At 67.4% G+C, this 19,682-nt stretch carries 15 protein-coding genes; 8 read left to right on the top strand and 7 right to left on the bottom strand.

Features of this window, described 5'->3' with window-relative positions; all coding sequences use genetic code 11:
• Positions 1 to 14: 14 nt before the first annotated feature.
• Positions 15 to 1,526 (bottom strand): class I adenylate-forming enzyme family protein, encoded by a 1,512-nt coding sequence (locus LC060_RS00410; protein ID WP_226631848.1) that lies wholly within the window; start codon positions 1,524 to 1,526, stop codon positions 15 to 17.
• 163 nt (positions 1,527 to 1,689) lie between these two features.
• On the opposite strand from LC060_RS00410, the gene LC060_RS00405 reads away from it, so the two are divergent.
• A complete protein-coding gene (locus LC060_RS00405) occupies positions 1,690 to 2,739 on the top strand; it encodes a hypothetical protein (protein ID WP_226631847.1) in 1,050 nt (349 codons plus the stop codon).
• Complete coding sequence (locus tag LC060_RS00400; RefSeq protein ID WP_226631846.1) at positions 2,736 to 3,059, top strand: Rieske (2Fe-2S) protein; 324 nt, start codon at positions 2,736 to 2,738, stop codon at positions 3,057 to 3,059. The genes LC060_RS00405 and LC060_RS00400 overlap by 4 nt, the downstream gene beginning before the upstream one ends.
• Positions 3,060 to 3,065: 6 nt before the next feature.
• On the opposite strand, the gene LC060_RS00395 is transcribed toward LC060_RS00400, so the two are convergent.
• Complete coding sequence (locus LC060_RS00395) at positions 3,066 to 4,289, bottom strand: M24 family metallopeptidase (protein ID WP_226631845.1); 1,224 nt, start codon at positions 4,287 to 4,289, stop codon at positions 3,066 to 3,068.
• Positions 4,290 to 4,593: 304 nt separating this feature from the next.
• Between LC060_RS00395 and LC060_RS00390 the strand changes: the two genes are divergently transcribed.
• The 4 genes from LC060_RS00390 (at position 4,594) to LC060_RS00375 (ending at position 10,306) form a co-directional block, all read left to right on the top strand.
• Complete coding sequence (locus LC060_RS00390; RefSeq protein WP_226631844.1) at positions 4,594 to 7,056, top strand: TonB-dependent receptor; 2,463 nt, start codon at positions 4,594 to 4,596, stop codon at positions 7,054 to 7,056.
• A 161-nt stretch (positions 7,057 to 7,217) separates the two neighbouring features.
• The gene (locus tag LC060_RS00385) at positions 7,218 to 8,549 is read left to right on the top strand and encodes an MFS transporter (RefSeq protein WP_226631843.1); all 1,332 of its coding nucleotides are present in this window, start codon (positions 7,218 to 7,220) and stop codon (positions 8,547 to 8,549) included.
• Complete coding sequence (locus tag LC060_RS00380) at positions 8,546 to 9,382, top strand: alpha/beta fold hydrolase (protein ID WP_226631842.1); 837 nt, start codon at positions 8,546 to 8,548, stop codon at positions 9,380 to 9,382. Before LC060_RS00385 ends, LC060_RS00380 begins: the two co-directional genes overlap by 4 nt.
• Before the next feature lie 30 nt (positions 9,383 to 9,412).
• Positions 9,413 to 10,306, top strand: a complete 894-nt coding sequence (locus LC060_RS00375) for a LysR family transcriptional regulator (RefSeq protein ID WP_226631841.1) — start codon at positions 9,413 to 9,415, stop codon at positions 10,304 to 10,306.
• A 146-nt stretch (positions 10,307 to 10,452) separates the two neighbouring features.
• Here LC060_RS00375 and LC060_RS00370 read toward each other — a convergent pair whose 3' ends face one another.
• From LC060_RS00370 to LC060_RS00350, 5 genes are read right to left on the bottom strand one after another with little or no spacing between them, the layout of a single operon-like run.
• Entirely contained in the window at positions 10,453 to 11,406 is a 954-nt protein-coding gene (locus LC060_RS00370; RefSeq protein ID WP_226631840.1) for an alpha/beta fold hydrolase, read from the bottom strand.
• 43 nt (positions 11,407 to 11,449) lie between these two features.
• Positions 11,450 to 12,820, bottom strand: a complete 1,371-nt coding sequence (locus tag LC060_RS00365) for an LLM class flavin-dependent oxidoreductase (protein ID WP_226631839.1) — start codon at positions 12,818 to 12,820, stop codon at positions 11,450 to 11,452.
• A 20-nt stretch (positions 12,821 to 12,840) separates the two neighbouring features.
• Entirely contained in the window at positions 12,841 to 14,190 is a 1,350-nt protein-coding gene (locus LC060_RS00360; RefSeq protein ID WP_226631838.1) for an MFS transporter, read from the bottom strand.
• Positions 14,180 to 15,352 (bottom strand): M24 family metallopeptidase, encoded by a 1,173-nt coding sequence (locus LC060_RS00355; RefSeq protein ID WP_226631837.1) that lies wholly within the window; start codon positions 15,350 to 15,352, stop codon positions 14,180 to 14,182. The genes LC060_RS00360 and LC060_RS00355 overlap by 11 nt, the downstream gene beginning before the upstream one ends.
• A gap of 58 nt (positions 15,353 to 15,410) precedes the next feature.
• Positions 15,411 to 15,581, bottom strand: a complete 171-nt coding sequence (locus LC060_RS00350; RefSeq protein WP_226631836.1) for a hypothetical protein — start codon at positions 15,579 to 15,581, stop codon at positions 15,411 to 15,413.
• Between LC060_RS00350 and LC060_RS00345 the strand changes: the two genes are divergently transcribed.
• Together LC060_RS00345 and LC060_RS00340 are read left to right on the top strand one after the other, a co-directional pair.
• Entirely contained in the window at positions 15,580 to 16,932 is a 1,353-nt protein-coding gene (locus tag LC060_RS00345; RefSeq protein WP_226631835.1) for an LLM class flavin-dependent oxidoreductase, read from the top strand. The genes LC060_RS00350 and LC060_RS00345 overlap by 2 nt on opposite strands.
• A gap of 328 nt (positions 16,933 to 17,260) precedes the next feature.
• Positions 17,261 to 19,681, top strand: coding sequence for a TonB-dependent receptor (locus LC060_RS00340; RefSeq protein ID WP_226631834.1), 2,421 nt, complete (start codon positions 17,261 to 17,263; stop codon positions 19,679 to 19,681).
• Position 19,682 lies beyond the last annotated feature (1 nt).

Raw genomic sequence — 19,682 nt, 5'->3', positions numbered from 1 at the left:
GGGCGCCTTCCCCCTTATCGGTCCGGCGATACCGCGCCGCCCTCCAGAATCGCGCGCACCGCGCCCCGGTCGGTCTTGAACGAGACCGTGCGCGGAAGTGCGTCTGCGAAACGCCAGCGCGCGGGCACATGCGTTGCCGGAAGATGCCCGCGCACGTGGGCTTCCAGCGCCCGGACTTCGGGAGGACAGCCCGGATCGCGCGGCACGACAAGCGCACCGGGCACTTCATGGAGGCGCGGCTCGGGCACGCCGACCACGGCAACCACGGCAACCTCGGGATGGGCAAGAAGCACCTGCTCAACCCGCTCGGGCACGATCTTGAAGCCGCCACGCTGGATCGCCCCATCGGCGCGCCCGAAAAGGGTGAGGAAGCCGTCCGCGTCCAGCGAACCCAGATCCGAGGTCACGATCCACTCCGCTCCCATGCGCGGGGAAATGACTTCGACCCGGCCCACTTCGCCCGCAGCGGCCAGAGCGCCATCCTCCTCGCGCCGGATACGGATTTCGGCCCCGCCGAAGGGCCGCCCCACGCTGGCCGCCTTGTCTGTGCCATAAGTGCGCAGGAGGTCGAGCGAGAGCGCCGTCACCGGGCCGCCGAACTCGGTCGCGCCATACGTCTGCAGCACCGGGATGCCGTAAGTCGCCTCGAAGCGTGCGCGCACATCGGGATCGACAGGTGCGGCGCCGGTCGAAAAGCTGGTGAGCGAGGCCAGATCCTCGCGCGGGATCTGCGCCTCCAGGATCATCGCCAGCGCGGCCGGAGGTCCTCCGCCTGCCGGGGGCCGGAACTCGACCACGTAGTCGCGCCAGGCCGCGACCGAAAAGCGTTCGAGCAGGATCACACGCTCGCCGCGCAGGAACGACATGGCGAGCGAATAGAGCCCCGAGATGTTGCTGAGCGGAAAGCACAGGAGCGGGGGCGCAGGCGGCCCGGTACGTGCGCGGGCCAGCGCCTCGGCCTGGCGGACGTAGCCCAGCACGACATCGTAGCCAATGGCGAAGGGCTTGGGCGGTCCAGTCGTGCCGCTGGTCAGGATTTCGAGCGCAGGCAGGCCGGGCGCGCGCGGCACAGGGGCCCGTGCCTCAGTCCTCGTTCCCACAGCCGCCGCCCCGCCCGGATCGAGCGCAATTCCCACGATACCCGCCGCCGCGAGCGCGCGCAGCACGGCGGGTGCAAAGTCGCCCCGCTCCATCACCAGCGCGGCCACCTCGCACGCGGCAATCTGCGCCGCCAAGGCCTCGGGCGACTGGAACGGATAGAGCATGCGCACGCGCCGTTGCTGCGCGAGAAGCGGGAGGAACGCGGCCAGCGAGCTTAGCGAATTGCGCGGCGCGAAGGCGACCGGAGCCTCGGGCGGCACACCTGCCGCATCCAGCGCGGCCTCCACCCCCGAGGCGACGGAACGGATCTGCGCCCAACCGGTCCAGTGCCCCTCGAAGCGCACGGCCGGGCCGTCCTGTGCAAGCGTCTGGCGGCACAGCGCGGCGAGGTCTTCGGCGTAGGTGGCGGTGCGGGCCAGAGTCATGGTACAAGGATGGGCCCGGAACCCTGCTCTTGGAAAGTCGCAGGCCCCTTCCCAGCCCAAGCATCGCCACGGCGTTTCGTCTCCCGCCCCGTCGCCGTCAGGATCGCCCACACGACACGCGGGGAGTCCACATGCGCCCGCGGCGAACCGGGAGACGATCACGATGGCCCCCCTCAAGGTGGTGCAATGGACCACCGGCAAAGTCGGCACCTGCGCCCTGCGCGCAATCCTCGACGATCCACGCCTTCAACTCGTCGGGCTCTACGCCCATTCGCCCGGCAAGGTCGGCGAGGATGCAGGCACGCTGTGCCAGCGCCCGCCTTGCGGGATCGCGGCGACAGACGATGTCGCAGCGCTCATCGCACTTGCCCCCGATGCGGTCGTCTACACGCCCTTCCTGGCCGATCTCGATCACCTGGAGCGCCTGCTGCGCGCCGGGATCGATGTCGTGAGCACCAACCTGCTCCTCAACTGCGGCGGGTTGACCGGCGCGGTGGAGGAGCGGCTGGAGGCCGCCTGCCGCGAGGGGGAAAGCTCGCTTCTCATCAGCGGGGTCAATCCGGGCTGGATCAACCAGGTCGCCGCCGGGCTCACCGCCGTGTGCCGCCGCGTCGAAAGCGTCACCATCTCGGAATCGACCGATGTCTCGAACTATGCCTCGAAGGAGACCTGGGATGCGCTGGGCATCGGCCGCGCCGAGGCCGATGCCGCGGTTCTGCAGGCCGCGCGAGGGGCCATGGTGTCCTTTCGCGATGCGGCCACGCGTTTGGCAGGCGCGCTCGGCCTCACGCTCGATGCATTGGAATTCGAGATCGCGCACGCCCGCGCCGCGCGGGACGTGGACCTGGGCTTCATGCAGATCCCCAAGGGCACCTTTGGCGCGCTGCGTTCCGCCTGGAGCGGGCGGATCGGCGGCGCGGAAGCGGTACGTATCGAGGTCGCCTGGTATCTGACCGAGGGTTTGGAGGAAGCCTGGACCTTCGATGCCGACCACTACCACGTCGCGGTGCGCGGCGAGCCCGATGTCGAGATGCGCGTGCGCTTCGTCGCGCCAGACTGGCAGGGGAGCGACTGGAGCGTGCTGACCGCGCTGCCCGCCGTCAACGCGCTGCCCCACCTTGTCGCCGCGCGCCCGGGCATCCTGGGCCTTGAGGACGTGGGCCTCGTGACCGCGCCGGTGGGGGCGTGGCGCCAGAGAACTGCGCCCGAATGACCTCATCCCGGCACTTCTGGCCCGCCGGAGAGGTCGAGGACGTACCCGAATGCGGCACGCGGCTCGTTCGGATCGGCGAACCGGCGCACCCCGTCCTCTTGTGCCGTTCGGGCGGGCAGATCCACGCGATCTCGCCCTGGTGCAGCCACGCCGAACAGGAACTTGCCTGCGGCCTCGTGCGCGAAGGGTGGATCGCCTGCCCCGCGCACGGCGCGCGCTTCGATCTTGCCAGCGGCGAACCACTCAATCCCCCGGCCAGCGTCCCGCTCGCCACCTACCCGGTGCAGGTGGAGGACGGCACGGTCTTCGTCGCGCTCTAGCTCTGGCTAGATCCGGATAAAGGGCTCGTCGCGGCGGTTGAGCGGCTCGCAGCCGTCCTCGGTGATAAGCCAGAGGTCTTCGAGGTGGACATTGCCCGTCGCATCAAGATGCAGCACCGGGCAATCGACGCTGAGCACCATGTTCGCCTCGATCAGGTGGTCGTCCTTGCGAAAGTGCAGGCTGTCGTCGGCATAGGCCTCGTCGGTGTGGAACAGGCCCACGCTGTGCGCCGCGCAGGGAATCGCGATCTCGTAGCCCGCGCGCGCGACCGCCTCCTGGCCGATCCGGCGTACATCGGAATAGCGAAGACCCGGCTTCAGAGCACCGGCAATGGCCTCGTTGGCGCACTGGGCGGCCTCTACCATGTGCATCACCACAGGGTCAGGCTCCCCCACGAAAACGGTGCGGCCATAATCGCCATGGTAGCCCGCGTAGTGGCTGACCGCGTCGATCTGGAAGCTGCGCCCCTCGCGCAGCACGCCGTCGCGCTTGCGCATGGTCATGCTGTCGGTCGAGATGAACAACGGGATCCCGCCACGCTTGCCGGTCTCGGCAAAGAAGGCAAGGCGCATGTCCTCATAGGTGCTGCCCGCCCCCATCTGCTGGATCGCCGTGCGCGCCGCATCGGCGTTGTTCTGCGCGGCATGGCGCATGAGTTCGATCTCACGCGGGGACTTGATCATGCGGATGCGGCGCAGGAAGGGCGCGGCAGGACGGTACGACAGGCGCTCGCCCAGGATCGCATCGATCATCGGGGAATCGGTGGCGATGGTTCCGCGCGTTCCGGCCAGCACATCGCGCAGCGCGCTCGCCGCGTCGGGATAGGGACGGTGGCGCTGCAAGGTCGCGCGCGTGGTCTCCTGGCTCAGCGCATCGAGCGTGTCGGGGCTGCCGCCCGGAGGCGCGGAGAGGAAGATCGGCGGGGCGGCATCGCCTTCCAGCCCATCGGGCGCGGTGAACAGGCGAATGTCGAGCGCGCCTCCCTCCACCGGCGCCTCCACGTCGTGGAGGTAGTGGATGAACTGGCTGGTGATGAGGGTAACGCAGGCCCCCTTGTCGGCGGGCACGATGGCAAAGGCCGCGCCCGCCTGCCCCATCGCCACGGTCTGGGGCCAGAAGCCGGTGGCCTGGTAGATGTTGGTCGGATCGCTCAGCACCAGTGCAGAGACTTCGGCGGCCTCCAGGCAGCCTTGCGCGACGTCGCGGTTGAGGAGGGGCTGTAGTGTCATGGCGGCGGCTTTTCCCGAAATATCTGTTCTGGCGTTCAGCACGCACAGGAGCATGGCGCGTGGCATCTGCGCCAATCAGGAATCCTTGGTGGCGATAAGGGCTTCTGATTTCAGCCGTTCCCGGCGCGGTGTTACCAGTCGCGGCAACGGGTGGACACCAGGTGACGGCAACCCGCCACGAGGGAAGACAACAAGAATACAGAAACGGGCCGTCATCGCCGAATAACAGGGATCGTGCCGGAGCGGCCGCCCGCCCATGAGGCAGGCGCCAACGAACCGGCACGGCGAAAATGGGGAATCAAGCATGACCAGCATTCTGGGGGCCCGCCGGGCACTCCTTCTGTCTTCTGTGCCTTTCGTCGCTCTCGCGCTCGCCTCGGGCACGGCCCAGGCCCAGAGCGCCGACAGCGCAGCCAGTGCGCCCAGCGATGAGATCCTGGTGACGGCCCGCAAGCGCGGCGAGGACATCCTCAAGACCCCGATCTCGGTCACCGCGCTCACCTCCGAGGCAATCGAGGCGCGCGGCATCCAGTCGATCAACGACCTCTCCGATTACACCCCCAGCCTCAAGATCGTGACCAGCTCGTCGGGACGTAACGACCGCTCGTTCCAGCAGATCATCGTGCGCGGCTTCACCCCGTCCAGCTCGCTGATCCAGACCACCTCGATGTTCATCGACGGCGTACCGATCTCCAGCTCGACGGGCCTGCAGACCATCGCCAGCCCCGAGCGCATCGAAGTCCTCAAGGGTCCCCAGAGCGCCTACTTCGGCCGCCAGACCTTTGCCGGCGCCGTCAACGTCGTCACCAAGACCGCGCCCGATTACCTCGAAGCCAGCGTCACCGGCATGATCGGCACGCGCGACAACCACGAACTCAAGGCCTCCATCGGCGGCCCGCTGATCGAGGGCCTCGTCGGCTTCCGCGCGAGCGTCCAGGAAACCGCGCGCGGCGGCTCGTGGGAGAACCAGGGCGTTCCGGGCCAGATGCTGGGTGACCAGCGCACCCGCGCAGGCACGCTTGCGGTCGAGTTCACGCCCGCCCCCAACTTCACCGCCAAGGTCTTCGGCCTCATCTCCGAGAACGACGATGGCCCCAACGCCACCGGCTTCCTCTCGGCCTACGAGCTGCGCGATCCCAGCGGCGCGGTGATCGTACCCGACAGCTCGAACTGCACCTTCGGCTCCAACCCGTATTTCTGCGGTACCTTGCCCGGCCTTCCCGCTGGCACGCCCTCGACCAACACCGTCGACTCGCCCTACATCCAGGACTTCCTGGCCAACCCGCAGGGCCGCGTGATCGATCCCAAGAACGGCCCGGACGGCTACGGCCTCCTTGCGCGCTTCTACCACCTGCACATGGCGCTGGACTGGGACGTGGGCAGCGGCATCACGCTTTCTTCGCTGACGGGCTACAACAACGAGCGCCGCAGCCAGCTCTCGGACCTCGACCTCTACTACAACACCACGATCCCCAATTCGTCGAACGATCCGGGCGCGCGGGACTTCTACGACTACCCCTACCTCGTCGAGGCCGTGCTCAAGGACTTCTCGCAGGAAGTGCGCGCGAGCTACGACGACGGTGGGCCGTTCACCGCCACGGTCGGCGGCAGCTACCTCAACGCAACCTACCACGGCGCGGGCGGCGGCAGCCCGGGCGGGCTTGGCACCACGCGTTTCTCGATCGTGAGCGGCAAGACCCGCAACCGCACCTTCGGCGCCTTCTTCGGCCTGGGCTACGAGATCACGCCCGAACTCTCGATCAACTTCGACGGGCGCTACCAGATCGACACGATGTACGCTTACGCCCAGCCGACCGGGATCACCATTGCCTCGGACGCCTTTGCGCCTGAGGGCTACTACGAGGGCGGTTCGCTGCTCGCCAAGGAGACCTACCGCAACTTCACCCCGCGCGTGATCGTCAACTACGACGTCACGCCCGAGATGATGGTCTATGCCTCCTATTCGCGCGGCGTGAACCCGGCGGCCTTCAACACCGTGTTCCTCTCGAACCTCAGCGCGCAGGCGCAGCAGCTTGCCGCCGATGCGGGCCTGCGCGTGGCGGTCGAGCCCGAAACGCTCGACAACTTCGAGATCGGCGCCAAGGGCCGCCTGTTCGGCAACCGCCTGCGCTATTCGCTCGCGGCCTGGTATGGCATCTGGGACAACCAGCTCAACGCCAACGTCATCAACCTGATCGACCCTGCCGACAATCAGGTCTACAACCTGCAGGCCCAGCTCAACACCGGCAAGGTCGACATGTACGGGCTTGAGGCTGAACTCTCGTTCGCCCTTGATGAGCACCTGACGCTGGGCGCCAACGGCTCGTACAACGACAGCGACATCCAGGAGCTGAGCGCGCCGACGGTGACCGGCCTCACCGGCATCACCGACTTCAGCGGCAAGCACAACCCGCTCGCCTCGCGCTACTCGGCTTCGGCCTCGGTGGACTACCGCAGGCCCGTCGGCAAGGACGTGGAAGCCTTCGCGCGCGCCGACTTTACCTACAAGTCGGGGGTCTACACCAACGCCTCGAACCTGACCAAGACGCCTAACATGACCCAGGTCAACGTGCGTCTGGGCTTTGGCAACGACAACTTCCGTCTCGAAGGTTTCGTGACCAACCTGTTCAACAACAAGGCCTATCCCAACGCGATCGACTTCTCGCTGCTCGACAGCACGTTCCAGTACCTGTCGGCCAACGCCGGGGTCGCGGTCGCGCTTCGCGAACTGCGTACCTTCGGCCTGCGCAGCACGGTCAACTTCTGACCCCTCACGTGGCGGGTGCTCCGATGGGAGCGCCCGCCACGGCTTTTTATCAGTTTCAAGCGGTTTGCCCCCGGCCGCGTGACCGTTCCCCGGATAACCGGACCGCGCCCGAAGGCCCCGCGACCCGCCCGCCTATACTCGCGCCCCAGGGGGAAATCGTCATGCACATGCCCGACCGGGAGGGACCTGCGCCCACCGGCCCGCTTCTGGCCTGGATCACCGTTGCCACGCTGTTCCTGGCCCAGGTCATCTCGACCATCGACCGCGGCATGCTCGCGCTTGTCGTCGACCCCGTCCGCGCCGATCTCGCCATTTCCGAAATGCAGATCGCGCTGCTCCAGGGCTTTGCCTTTGCGATCTTCTATGTGACCGTGGGCCTGCCGCTCGGCGCCGTTGCCGACAGGGTCAATCGCCGCAAGCTGCTGATCGCCGGGATCGTCGTATGGAGCCTCGCCACCATCGCCGGCGGGCTTGCCGAAGGCTTCGGCGCAATGTTCGCCTCGCGCCTGTTCATCGGCGTGGGCGAGGCGGTCCTTGGCCCTTGTGCGGTCACCATGATCAGCGATCTCTTCCCCCCTGAGCGCCGCGGGCGCCCGATGGCGCTCTACGTCTTTGGCAGCATGATCGCCTATGGCCTGGGCTCGCTCATCAGCGGGCTCATCCTTGATGCCGCGCCGCGCGGCGTCTTTGCAGGCCTGCCCTTCATCGGCGGGCTTGCCCCCTGGCGTCTCACCTTCATCCTCGTCGGGGCGAGCGGCGCTGTCATCCTGCTTCTGCTCCTCGCCCTGCGCGAGCCGCCCCGGCGCATCGACGCGCCCACAGGCCAGCCCCAAGCGGGCACGCTGTCCTTTGGTGAGGGTCTTCGCGCCATGGCGGCCCGCGCGCGCATTTTCGGGTGCTACTATGGCGCCCTCGCCCTCTTCGCGGTGGGCGGATCGGTGGCGACGATGTGGGGCGCGGTGTTCCTCACCCGCCAGTATGGCCTCGACATCGGCACGGCGGGACAGAGCCTTGGCACCGGACAGATCGTCTGGGCGGTCCTCGGCGCTGGGCTTGCGGGCATCGTGGTCGACAAGGTGGGCGCACGGGGCGGTGCCGCGCTGCGCATGCGCCTTGCCGCAACGCTGACGCTGCTCGCCATCCCCTCGGCACTGCCCGTCCTTGCCGGAAGTGCCACGCTGGCCACGCTGCTGCTGGGCGCGATCATGGGCGTCATGGCTCTCTACGGCACGGCCATGCTCGCCATCCTCTCCGAGATCGCTCCGCCCTCGCTGCGCGGCTTCGCGGTCGCGCTCTATGCCTTCGTGATGACGCTGATCGGCGCCTCGCTCGGCCCCATTGCCGTGGCCGGGCTGACTGAGAACGTCTTTGCCGATCCGGCGCAGGTGGGCTGGTCAATGGCGATCGTCGGCACCTGTGCCCTCAGCCTCTCGGCACTCCTCGCCTTCACGGCGGCCTCCGCCATTGCCCGCGAACAGGAGCCCCACGCATGAGTACGATCACGCGCGGCTACGCGCCCGGTCCCTATGGCCAGCTGCACTACCGCATCGCACCCTTCTCCGGCGCTGCGGGCGAAGAATGCGGCCCGCCGCTCCTGTGCCTGCACCAGACCCCCTCGCACTCGGCCGACTGGCTGCCGATCATGGAGCTGCTGGCAAAGGGTCGCACCGTCATCGCGCTCGACACGCCCGGCTACGGCATGAGCGACGGGCCCGATGCCCCCACCACGATCGAGGACTACGCGGCCACCGCCGATGCCTTCATGGCCCGGCTGGCCGAGGACGGCGTGCTGCCCGCCGATACGCACACCTATGACGTCATGGGCTTTCACACCGGATCGCTCGTCGCCACCGAACTTGCCCAGAGCCGGCCCGAACGTGTGCGCCGGGTGGTCGTCTTCGGCCTCGCCGCCTACCCTGAGGATATCCGCCAGACCAAGCTCGCGAACCTGCGCAGCGCCTTTCCCGAGCCTGGCGCGGACCTTGCCCATGTCGAGAAGCTCTGGGCGATCATCGGCACGCTTTCCGACCCACGCATTACCTGGGAGGAGCGCCACGTCAGCATGGCCGAATGCCTGCGCCTGGGCTCGCGCATGCCCTGGGGCTACATCGCGGTCTACCGCTACGATTTCCTCGGCGCGATGGCCAAGGTCACACAGCCCGTCCTGGTGATGAATCCCGAGGACGACCTGTGGGAGGTCACCCGGCGCACGTCGCATCTCTTCGCGAACGGCCAGCGCGTCGACATGCCCGGCGTCGCCCACGGCGTGCTCAAGCTGGAAACCGCGCGCGTCGTGGAGACGATCACCGGCTTCCTCGATCCCTGATGCACACCTGACCGAAAGGGCCCCGAACGCGTGAACCTGATCCAGCTCAAGCGCATGATCGCGATCTACGAAAGCGGCAGCCTGCGCAAGGCGTCCAAGGAGATCGGGATCACGCAGCCCGCCCTCACCCTCTCGATCAAGCAGCTTGAAGAGGAGTTCAACACCACCCTCTTCGAGCGCGGCCCCTCAGGCGTGCGCCCCACCGAAATGTGCGAGAAGCTGGTGCGCCGCGCGCGCCTGATGCTGGCCGAGGAACGCCGCATCGTCGCCGAACTGACCGAGGCCGACCGCCATCCCCGCATTGCGATGGGCCTGCACCCGATCCTCGTTTCGGAATGGCTGACGCAGACGCTGCGCGCCTTTATCGAACAGAGCGTGCCGGTCGATCTGCGTGTGCGTGATGGCTACACCACGCAGCTCCTCGAAAGGCTGTCCTCGGGTGATCTCGATTTCGCCTTCTGCGGCCTGCCCCCCGACTTCGAGGACAAGGCCTTTGATTTCGAACCGTTGTTTCGCCGCGACTACGCCATCGTCGCGCGCGCCGACCATCCCGTCTTCGACGAGGCCAGCGGCGTCGATCCGCGCAGCTTCGTGTGGTCGCAATTGAGCGCCTACGACACGCTCGACCCCTTCGAGACCAGCGAATTTGCCGAGGCCATGGCCCGCTTCGGCTACCACCCGGATTGCCGCACCGTGCGCGTCTCCTCCGCCGCGCTGCACCGCTCGCTGATCCTCGATGGCGGGATGCTGGGCATGATCGGCTGCGATGCGGTGGACGGCGAACTGGAAGACGGGACGCTGCGCCGCGTGGGCGGATCGGCCATCCCTGCCCCCGCCTTCGGCTTCGTGACCCTGAAGGACCGCTACGAGACCCGCATGGTGCGCCAACTCAAGGCGGTGATCCGCCGGTCCTGCGAGGGTTAGGAAAAGAAAAGATATATCCGAGGGCCATCGCCCTCGGGCTCCCCAAACTGGCGACCTCACCAGTCTCGGCCACGCTGGCGCGAGAGCCCTGAGGTTGCCCGTTTTTGGGGTCAAGGGGCGATGGCCCCTTGAAATATCCCTTCTTCTTACTGGAACCTGGACAGGAACCCCTCCAGCACCCGCGCCGTCCCTTCCGGGTTGTCCTGCATGACGAAGGCGCCGGCCTGCTCGACCACCTCGGTCCGCCCGTCCTGCAGCGCGGCCTCGGCCGTCGCGCGAAACTTGATGTAGGCCTTGTCGAATTCGCCATAGACCATGAGCGTGGGCACCGGGATACGCGGCATGGTGCCGACGATGTCGGTGATCGCAACGCCGCGTTCGCTGGGCTGGATCCAATGCCCGGCGGCCTTGCGGCTGAGGATGCCTTCCTGGTTGACGGGCCCGGTGTTCACGATCCCGAAGATCTGCTCCAGCAGCTCGGGCGGGGTCGGCACCGGGTCGCCGTTGGCATCGAACAGGTCCTTCTGGCCTTCATCGACGATGGCGTGGATCTGCTCGAGCGAGCGCTTGCCACCCAGCGCGCAGGAGACCAGCGAGAGCGAGCGCACCCGCTCGGGCCAGAACGCGGCAAGCGGCACGGCGAGGCACCCGCCCAGCGACGTGCCGATAAGGTCGACCTTATCAAAACCCATCTCGTCGAACGCCCCGACAAGCAGCGCGGCGGTTTCACCCAGCGTCTGGATATAGGGCGGCGCGCCGTCCCAGCGCGAGCCGCCGTGGCCCGGAAGGTCGAAGGCGATGACCTGCCGCCCCTTGGCCAGGAGCGGCGCGACATGGCGCCAGTCCGACAGCCAGCCGCCGAGCTTGTGCAGCAGCACCACCGGCGGGACACCGGGCATGGCCTCGCCCACCACCGCATAGTGCAGGACGCCGCCAGCGCGGCGCAAGGTACCCGTACGCGTCCACTCCCCCGGGAACGGCAGGTCCGATGTTGCACTGGCGGCGGCGCCCGTCGCGGCGGAGACGGCGCGCGTTCCGGCAAGCGCGGATGCGGCGGCCAGAAGGCCCGCGCCCCGGCCCAGGTTTCGACGGCTGATCATGGCTGCTTCACTCCCCTTTGAATTGCATCGTGCGAGGGCCCCCTCAGGCCCACATGCGCGGCTCACGGCCCAGCGTCGGATCGACCACGAAGGCGTTGTCCGGCACCGGCAGCCCCAGGTTCTCGCGCAAGGTCGCGCCTTCGTACTCGGTACGGAACAGCCCCCGGCGCTGGAGGATCGGGATGACCTCGTCGACGAAGTCCTCCAGGCCCCCCGGCAGGTAGTTGGGCGAAAGCGAAAAGCCGTCCGCGCCCCCCTTGCTAAACCAGTCCTCGCACAGGTCCGCCACCTGCTCGGGCGTCCCCGCGAACGAGAAGCTCGCGCGCGAGACCACCACGCGGCGTGCCAGCACGCCGATCGGCAGGTCCTCCTCGCGAGCCATGCGCACGATCGATTCCTGCACCCACTTGCCCCCGTTTGTCTCCGGGATCTCGGGCAGGCGATCATCAGGCGAGAGATGCGAGAGGTCGACGCCCAGCTGGAGCGAGAGCGTGCGCAGCGCCAGCGCCTCGGGCACGAGGTCGAGCAATTCGGCCTCCGCACGGCGCGCCTCTTCCTCGGTGGAGCGCACGAGGAACTGGACGGACGGGATCACCTTCATGTGATCGGGGTTGCGCCCGAAGAGCGCGGCCCGCCGCTTCATGTCGGTGTAGAATTCGCGCGCCACCTCGAGCGAACGCGCGGCGGTGAAGATGAGATCGGCGGTGCGTGCGGCGAGCGCACGGCCCGCCTCCGACCCACCTGCCTGGACGATGATGGGGTGCCCCTGAGGCGGACGCGCGACGTTGAGCGGCCCGGCTACCTTGAAGAACTCGCCCTCGTGCGCAAGTTCGTGGACCTTGTCGGGATCGAAGTAGCGCGCGTTCTCCCGGTCGCGCAGCAACGCGCCGTCCTCCCAGCTGTCCCACAGGGTCTTCACGACGTCGACGAATTCCTCCGCGCGCGCATAGCGCCCGGCATGGTCCATGTTCGCATCGCGCCCGAAGTTGCGCGCCTCGCCATCGCTCGCCGAGGTCACCACGTTCCAGCCCGCACGTCCCTTCGAAAGATGGTCAAGCGAGGCGTAGCGGCGCGCGATGTTGTAGGGCTCGTTGTAGGTGGTCGAGGCCGTGGCGATGAGGCCGATGTTCTGCGTCACCACCGCGAGCGCGCCCAGCAGCGTGGTCGGCTCCAGCTTGCCCGCATAGTCGGTCGCGGCGAAGGCATCCTTGCCCGAGATCGAGGGAAAACCGACACTGTCGCCCGAGAAGTAGCAGTGCATCTTGCCGCGCTCGGCGGTCTGAGCGAGGTGCGCGTAATGCGCAAAGTCGTGCTGGTCGACCGCAGGCGCGCCCGGCCAGCGCCAGCCGCCCGGATGCGCGCCGCTGTTGTGAATGAAGGTTGCCAGGATCATCTGGCGCTGTGTTTCGGACATGAACAGGATCTCCGGATCGGTCAGGCGTGGCTGGCGCGGATGACGCGCGCCAGTTCGCTGTCGGGTTCGGCCCGGGCGTAGGCGCGCCAGGCAAGGAGGAAGCACAGGCTCGCCAATGCGAGTGCGGGCAGGACGACAATGACAAAGGAGGCCGCGATGCGCGCTTCATCGCCCAGGACGCTCTGCGAGACGAAGGCGATGAGGAACGGCCCGCCCGCCCCTGCCGGAAGCGCGGCGACGACACTGAGCAGGGCATAGGAAAACCCGCGCATGTCGTTGGGCGCGATCTCCTGCACGGTGGCGTTCATCGCGACATTGAGCATGGGCGTCGCCAGGCTGATCGCGGCGAGGCACACGATGGCCGGAACAAGCCCCGGCGCCAGTCCGGCAAGGCCTGCAGGCAGAGCCAGCACCGGGAGCACGGCCATGACCAGAATACGTCCGCCCTTGCCTGCACCGAGCCGCGAATCCGCGACCATCCCGCCCAGAAAATAGCCGCCCAGCCCGGCGATGAGCATGCCCAGGCCCAGAAGATTGGCGATCTCGGGCAGGGTGAGCGCGAAGGTGCGCATGAGGAGTGGAGCGGTCCACGCGCTCACGCCCACGAAGGCCACATAGTAGAGGCAGAAGCCCGAGAAGAGCGGCACGACGACGCGGCGCTGGCGCCACAGATAGGCCAGCTTCTCGGCCGCACGCGAAGGCTCGGCCGAGACGGCGCCGTGGCCCCGGCGGGCAGGCTCCCGCACGGCAAAGAAAAGGAGGCCGACCACCGGACCGACAAGGCCACACAACAGGAAAGCCGTGCGCCAGGGCACCAGTTCGCCAAACCCCGGCACGGACAGGTGCAGATCGGCGGCAACGATGTAGCCGGGAATGACCGAGGAGAGCGCCGTGCCGATGGTCGCGCCGATGAGGTAGGCGCTGATCGCGCGCCCCCGCCGCGCTGGCGGAAACATGTCCGCGATGAGCGAAAGCGCAGCGGGCGCCACCGCCGCTTCGCCCAGGCCCACCAGCGCGCGCAGGACGAAGAACACTTCGAAGTTGGGGGCAAGGCCGCCAAGCGCGGTGGAGACACTCCACACGATGATCGCCCAGCCCAGCACGTTCTTGCGCACCCTGGCGTCGATCAGCGAGCCCAGCCACAGGCCGCAGATCCCGCTCAAAAGCGAATAGGCCAGCCCCATGAGGAGGCCCATCTGGATATCGTCGATGCCAAGGTCCGCCTTGATCGGCTCGGCCAGCACGCCGACGATGGCCTTGTCGATGCTGTAGAAGTTGGCGGCCAGAAACAGGAGCAACATCGGGAAGAGGCTGCGCCGCAGCGGCGGATAGGCGCCTTCGGGCGCGGTGGGAGCGGCCTCAGTCGACACGCACGGTCCGCCCGTCGATGCAGGCCAGCAGGCGCCCGTCCGCATCGTTCAGGATCTCGACCCTGTCCCCATCGAGGTAGATGATGTCCTCGAAGTGGAACTTGCCGATGCCCGGCCCGATCCAGGGCAGATCGCAGCTCAGCACCATGTTGTCGACCAGTTCAAAGGCGTGCATGCCCCCGCCCGGGTGCGGGTGGTCGGTGTGCTCGAGCCCCACCGAATGGAGCCCGGCGGCCTTGAAATCGGGATTGCCGTGGTCCTTGATGCATTCGACGACCGCCTTCTCGACGTCGGTTGAAAGCGCGCCAGGGCGAAAGTGGGGCAGCGAGGCGCGCCAGCCCAGCCGCGTCGCGTTGTAGCGCGTGAGCTGCTCGGGATTGGGTTCGCCGATCACCGCCGTGCGCCCGATGTCGCTGGTGTAATGGTCGAACTCGGCGGTCGCATCGAACGTCACCATGTCGCCCGGCAGCAAGGGCGCGTTCTTGGGCAGGCGCCCGAAGGCGGGGCGATAGGGGGTGATGAGAAGGAACACCGGCCGCCCTCCGGCAAGCGCGGCGGCCGACCAGAACACGCGCTCGGCCTCCGCGCACGAGGCGCCCGCCGCCACCGCTTCGGCGGCGACTTCGAGCGCGAGTTCGGTCTTGCGCGCGGCCGCGCGCATGCGCGCCATCTCGGCCGGGGTCTTGACCATGCGCATGTCGCGCAGGAGATCGCGCGCCGGGCAAACCTCGATCGTACCGCCCAGCAGCGCCTGGACGTCGAGGCCAAGGCCCCGGTCCTCGAAGGCAACGCGCGCGCGCTCGAGCCCCATCTCGCGCAAGTACTGCGCGACCGCCTCCTGGTGGTTCTGGGGCAGGCCTTCGGCGGTCAGCACCCCCTGCTCGCCGCCCGCGCCGATGCCGGGCTTGCGGGCATAGCCGCGCACCGCCATCCAGGTGCCCTGGCCCTGCTGGGGCTGGCCCATGTCGACCTCGACCGTGAGCACGGCCGCATCGCGGGCATGGTCGCGCGGCAGGATCGCCAGCGCCAGATCGCCAAAGCCCCAGCTGGCGTCGGTCGCCCAGCTCGAAAGATAGAAGGTGTTGATGGGAGTGGACGCCACGACCACATCGATGCCGTCACGGTCCATCAGCGTATCGGCGCGGGGGCGGTTTATCAGCATCGTCAGGTCGGGCTCCACAAGACGCGAAAATCGAGAGCCAAGGGGTACCAAGCCCCCGTCATTGATCGAAATCAAATAGGCTTATCGCCTCCATGGATTCCTGATTGGCATCGTTTGCGTGTCCGTGCTTGTTGGAATGCCGACGCAGGCCCTGCCGCCGGTTCGACCGGCCCTTTCGCGCAGCGCCCTTCATTTCCGGCCACTTTCGCGATTTGGGATTCTCGACCATGAAACTGCTCGCCTTCCTGATGCAGACCGGCGGACATATCGCTGGCTGGCGCCATCCCCGTGCGGCCGAGCGGGCGCTGTGCGACATCGACTATTTCCGTGAGCTGGGACAGACCGCCGAGCGCGGCCTGTTCGACGGCGTCTTCCTCGCCGATTACGTGGGCTATCACCCGGTCAAGAGCGCGGAGATCTTCGCAGGGACAGAGAGCCCCAAACTCGATCCGCTTGCCGTCCTCTCGACCATTGCGGCGGCGACGGACACGATCGGCCTTATCGGCACGGCCTCGACCACCTACAGCCAGCCCTACGACCTGGCCCGCCGTTTCGCCTCGCTCGACCACCTGTCCAAGGGGCGCGCAGGCTGGAACATCGTCACTTCCACCATGGAGAACGAGGCGCACAACTACGGTCGCGAAGCGCACATGGGCCATTCCGAACGCTATGCGCGGGCCGAGGAATTCGTCGCGGTGGCCCGCCGGCTATGGGACAGCTGGGAGGAAGGCGCCTATCTTGCCGACAAGGATAGCGGGCGCTGCACCGACCCGGGCCGCATCTCGGCGGTGAACCACGCAGGCGAACACTTCCGCGTGGCGGGTCCGCTGACCGTGCCCCGCAGCCCCCAGGGCCATCCCGTGCTGGTCCAGGCCGGAGCCTCGGCGACCGGACAGCGCTTTGCCGCCGGACATGCCGAAGTGATCTTCACCTCGCACCCCACCATCGCCACCGCCAAGGCTTTCCGCAGCGCCATGCACGCCCAGTTGGCCGAGTTCGGACGCCGTCCCGAAAGCCTCAAGGTCATGCCCGCGATCACCCCGATCCTGGGCGCCAGCCGCGCCGAGGCGCAGGACCTCCAGCGCGAGCTCGACGCGCTGATCCCGACGCAGGTGGCGCTTTCCAAGCTGGAGGCGCTGCTCGGCAACATCGATCTTTCCGGCCACGATCCCGATGGCCCACTTCCCACCTTGCCCGAAGCCGCGCTTGCCGGGCAGAATTCCACCCGCGACCGCGTCCTCGAGCTCGCCGCGCGCGAGACGCTCTCCTTGCGCGAACTGGCCCGCCGCGTGGCCGGGGGGCGCACCAGCCACAGCGTCGTGGGCACCGCATCCGACATTGCCGAGACCCTGATTGCCTGGGAGCGCGAAGGCGCGGCCGACGGCTTCGTCATTTCGCCCCCGGTTCTTCCTGCCGGGCTCAGCGATTTCGTCGACGAAGTCGTGCCCATCCTCCAGGAGCGCGGGCACTTTCGCCAAGCCTATGAAGGATCGAGCTTGCGCGCGAACCTGGGGCTGGCAGTACCGGAGAACGCCTTCACCCGCGATCCGCACAGCCGCATGGCGCCGGAGATCTTCTAGAAGGCGAAACTCCGCGCCTCCTGCGTGCAGTTAGCGCTAAAGATAATGCAGATTATTCACCTGTCCAACAGGGAACTTTTTCGCCTTCTGCGCAGCTACGAACCTTGAGAGGGTGCCGCGACTCGCCCGCAGGCGTGGCCTGTGTCGCCAATGCCACACATAAGCCCGAAAATGCGGCGCGAACTTCACGACGAATCCGCGACGTTCCCGTGTCCAGTTCGTGACATCCATTCGCGCGCCGGTCACACAAGTGACCCGAAACGGTCATCACCCCTGCCTAGCTCACCGCTCCGACGCTACCTCCTGAAATAGCACGGAAAAGTTGATAATGCAGAGAATGACCTGTTTGCGCGCCACGCTCTCGCTGGGCACCCTGGCCGTAGCCCTGATCGCGGGCGCGGCCCCGGCCCTCGCCGAGACCGCCGAGGACGACGCTACCGGCAACGCAGCAGGCCTGACGGCCGCCGCGGCGGCGGCGGACGCCGCCGACGAGGCTGGTGGTAACGCGATCATCGTGACCGCCGCCAAGACCACGCGTTCGGCCACCGAACTGGACGGGGTCGAGATCCAGAAGATCCTTCCCGGCGTCTCGCCGCTGCGCGCGGTCCAGGCCATGCCCGGCGTCATGTACCAGACCGCCGATCCGTGGGGTAACAACGAACAGAACATGTCGCTGTTCATCCACGGCTTTGCCATCAACCAGCTGGGCTACAGCCTCGACGGCATGCCGCTCGGCGACCTGAGCTACGGCAACATTGCCGGCATCACCCCCCAGCGCGCGATGGTGTCCGAAACGATGGGCAACGTGGTCGTATCGACCGGCGCGGGCGACCTCGCCATGCCCTCCAACATCAACCTGGGCGGCGGCATCGAGATGACGACCTCCGATCCCAGGGCCAAGGCGTCGGCCGAAGTACGCCAGACGGTGGGCTCCTACGGCACCTCGCGCACCTTCGTGCGCCTCGACACGGGTGAATTCGACGCCGACGGCACCAACGCGGGCTACGTCTCGGTCGTGCGCCACCGCGCCCGGGCCTGGGACTTCGACGGCCGCCAGGGCGGCTGGCAGGCCAACGGCAAGTTCGTTCATGAGAACGACGCGGGCAAGCTGACCCTCTACGCCGCCTTCTCGGACAAGCAGGAGCCCAACGAGGACGGCACGACGACCTTCGTCAACCCGGCCAACGCCGCGCAGGCCTACATGCCCTACGTGCGCCCGTTCATGTATCCCGACTTCCAGACCGCGCTCGACTATGTCGATGAAAATGGCGACACCCCGCCCGAGGACGGCAGCAACTACCTCAACTACTTCTCGGCCGCGCTGCGCACCGACTACATCGGCTACCTCAAGTACGACGCGAACCTGGGGTCCAACACCACCTGGACCAACCAGGTCTACTACCACCACAACGATGGCCAGGGCGTCGTTGCGGGCCCGCTCGGCCAGTCGATCTCGGTCGTGGCCGCCTACTATCCCGAACTGGACCGCGCAGGCCAGGTCGAGGTCACCGGCGAGAGCGGCTACGTGACCCGCGTCACCGAGTACCGCATCGACCGTGCCGGCGCGCTCTCGACGCTGCGCATGAACCTTGGCAACCACAACCTCCAGGCTGGCGCCTGGTTCGAGCACAACTCGGGCACGACCTGGCGCAAGTGGTACGCGCTTGACGTGAATGCGCCGACCGATCCCTACCACTGGCAGAAGGACGAGCTGTTCACGCAGTATTCGCTCGAATACCGCGTGAACACGCTGCAGCTGCACCTGCAGGACGAATGGAACGCCACCGACCGCCTGACGGTCCTGGGCGGCTTCAAGTCGAGCCTCGTCTTCTCCGAAGGCTGGTACCCGATCCAGCCGGTCGCCGGGTCCTACTCGGGCATGGACGGCGGCCTGCCCTCGGGCTCGATCAGCACCAAGCGCTGGTTCCTGCCCGCCATCGGCGCGCGCTACGATTTCAACGGCACCGAGGAAATCTACTTCAACATCCAGAAGAACATGCGCAACTACGGCACCGCGCCGTGGGGCCAGGGCAGCCAGGCCGCGTTCGACTACTTCAAGGATGTGGGCCGTCCCGAAACGTCCTGGACCTACGAGGCGGGCCTGCGCAGCCACCACGTGTTCCCAGGCTCGTTCCTCAGCTCGCTCGACGCGCAGATCAACTACTACCACGTCGACTTCTCCAACCGCCTGCTCTCGATCAGCACGACGGTGGGCGGCCTTGGCGGCGGCTCGATCACGGGCGGCACCAGCACGCTGTTCAACGTGGGCGGCGTGAAAACCGACGGCGTCGATGCCTCGATCACGCTGGGCCTGGGCTCGATCTTCTCGATCTACAACGCGCTCTCGTTCAACAGCTCGCGCTATGGTAGCGACTACACCGACGGCACGACCGTCTACGCAACCGACGGCAAGCAGGTCCCGGGCAGCCCGAAGTGGATGAACAAGACTATGATCTCGGCCAACTTCGGCCCGATCGACGCGCAGATCGAGGGCCAGTACATCGGCAAGCGCTACGCCACCTACACCAACGACGGCGTGGTCGACTCCTACTACATGGCCAACGCCCGGATCGCCTTCGACCTTGCCGGGTACATCCCGCTGGAAAAGGCCTCGGTCTCGCTCAACGTCACCAACCTGTTCGACGAGAAGGGTGCCTCCACCATCAGCACCGGCCGTCCGAGCGCGGTCTACGCCACCTTCCCGCTGGCTCCGCGTCAGTGGTTCCTGACCTTTACCGCAGGTATCTGAG

Origin of the sequence: Novosphingobium profundi (genome assembly GCF_020524485.1) — a bacterium.
Lineage (GTDB): Bacteria > Pseudomonadota > Alphaproteobacteria > Sphingomonadales > Sphingomonadaceae > Novosphingobium > Novosphingobium profundi_A.
The sequence above is the reverse complement of the archived record's forward strand: the minus strand, read 5'-3'. Positions and strand labels throughout refer to the sequence as shown.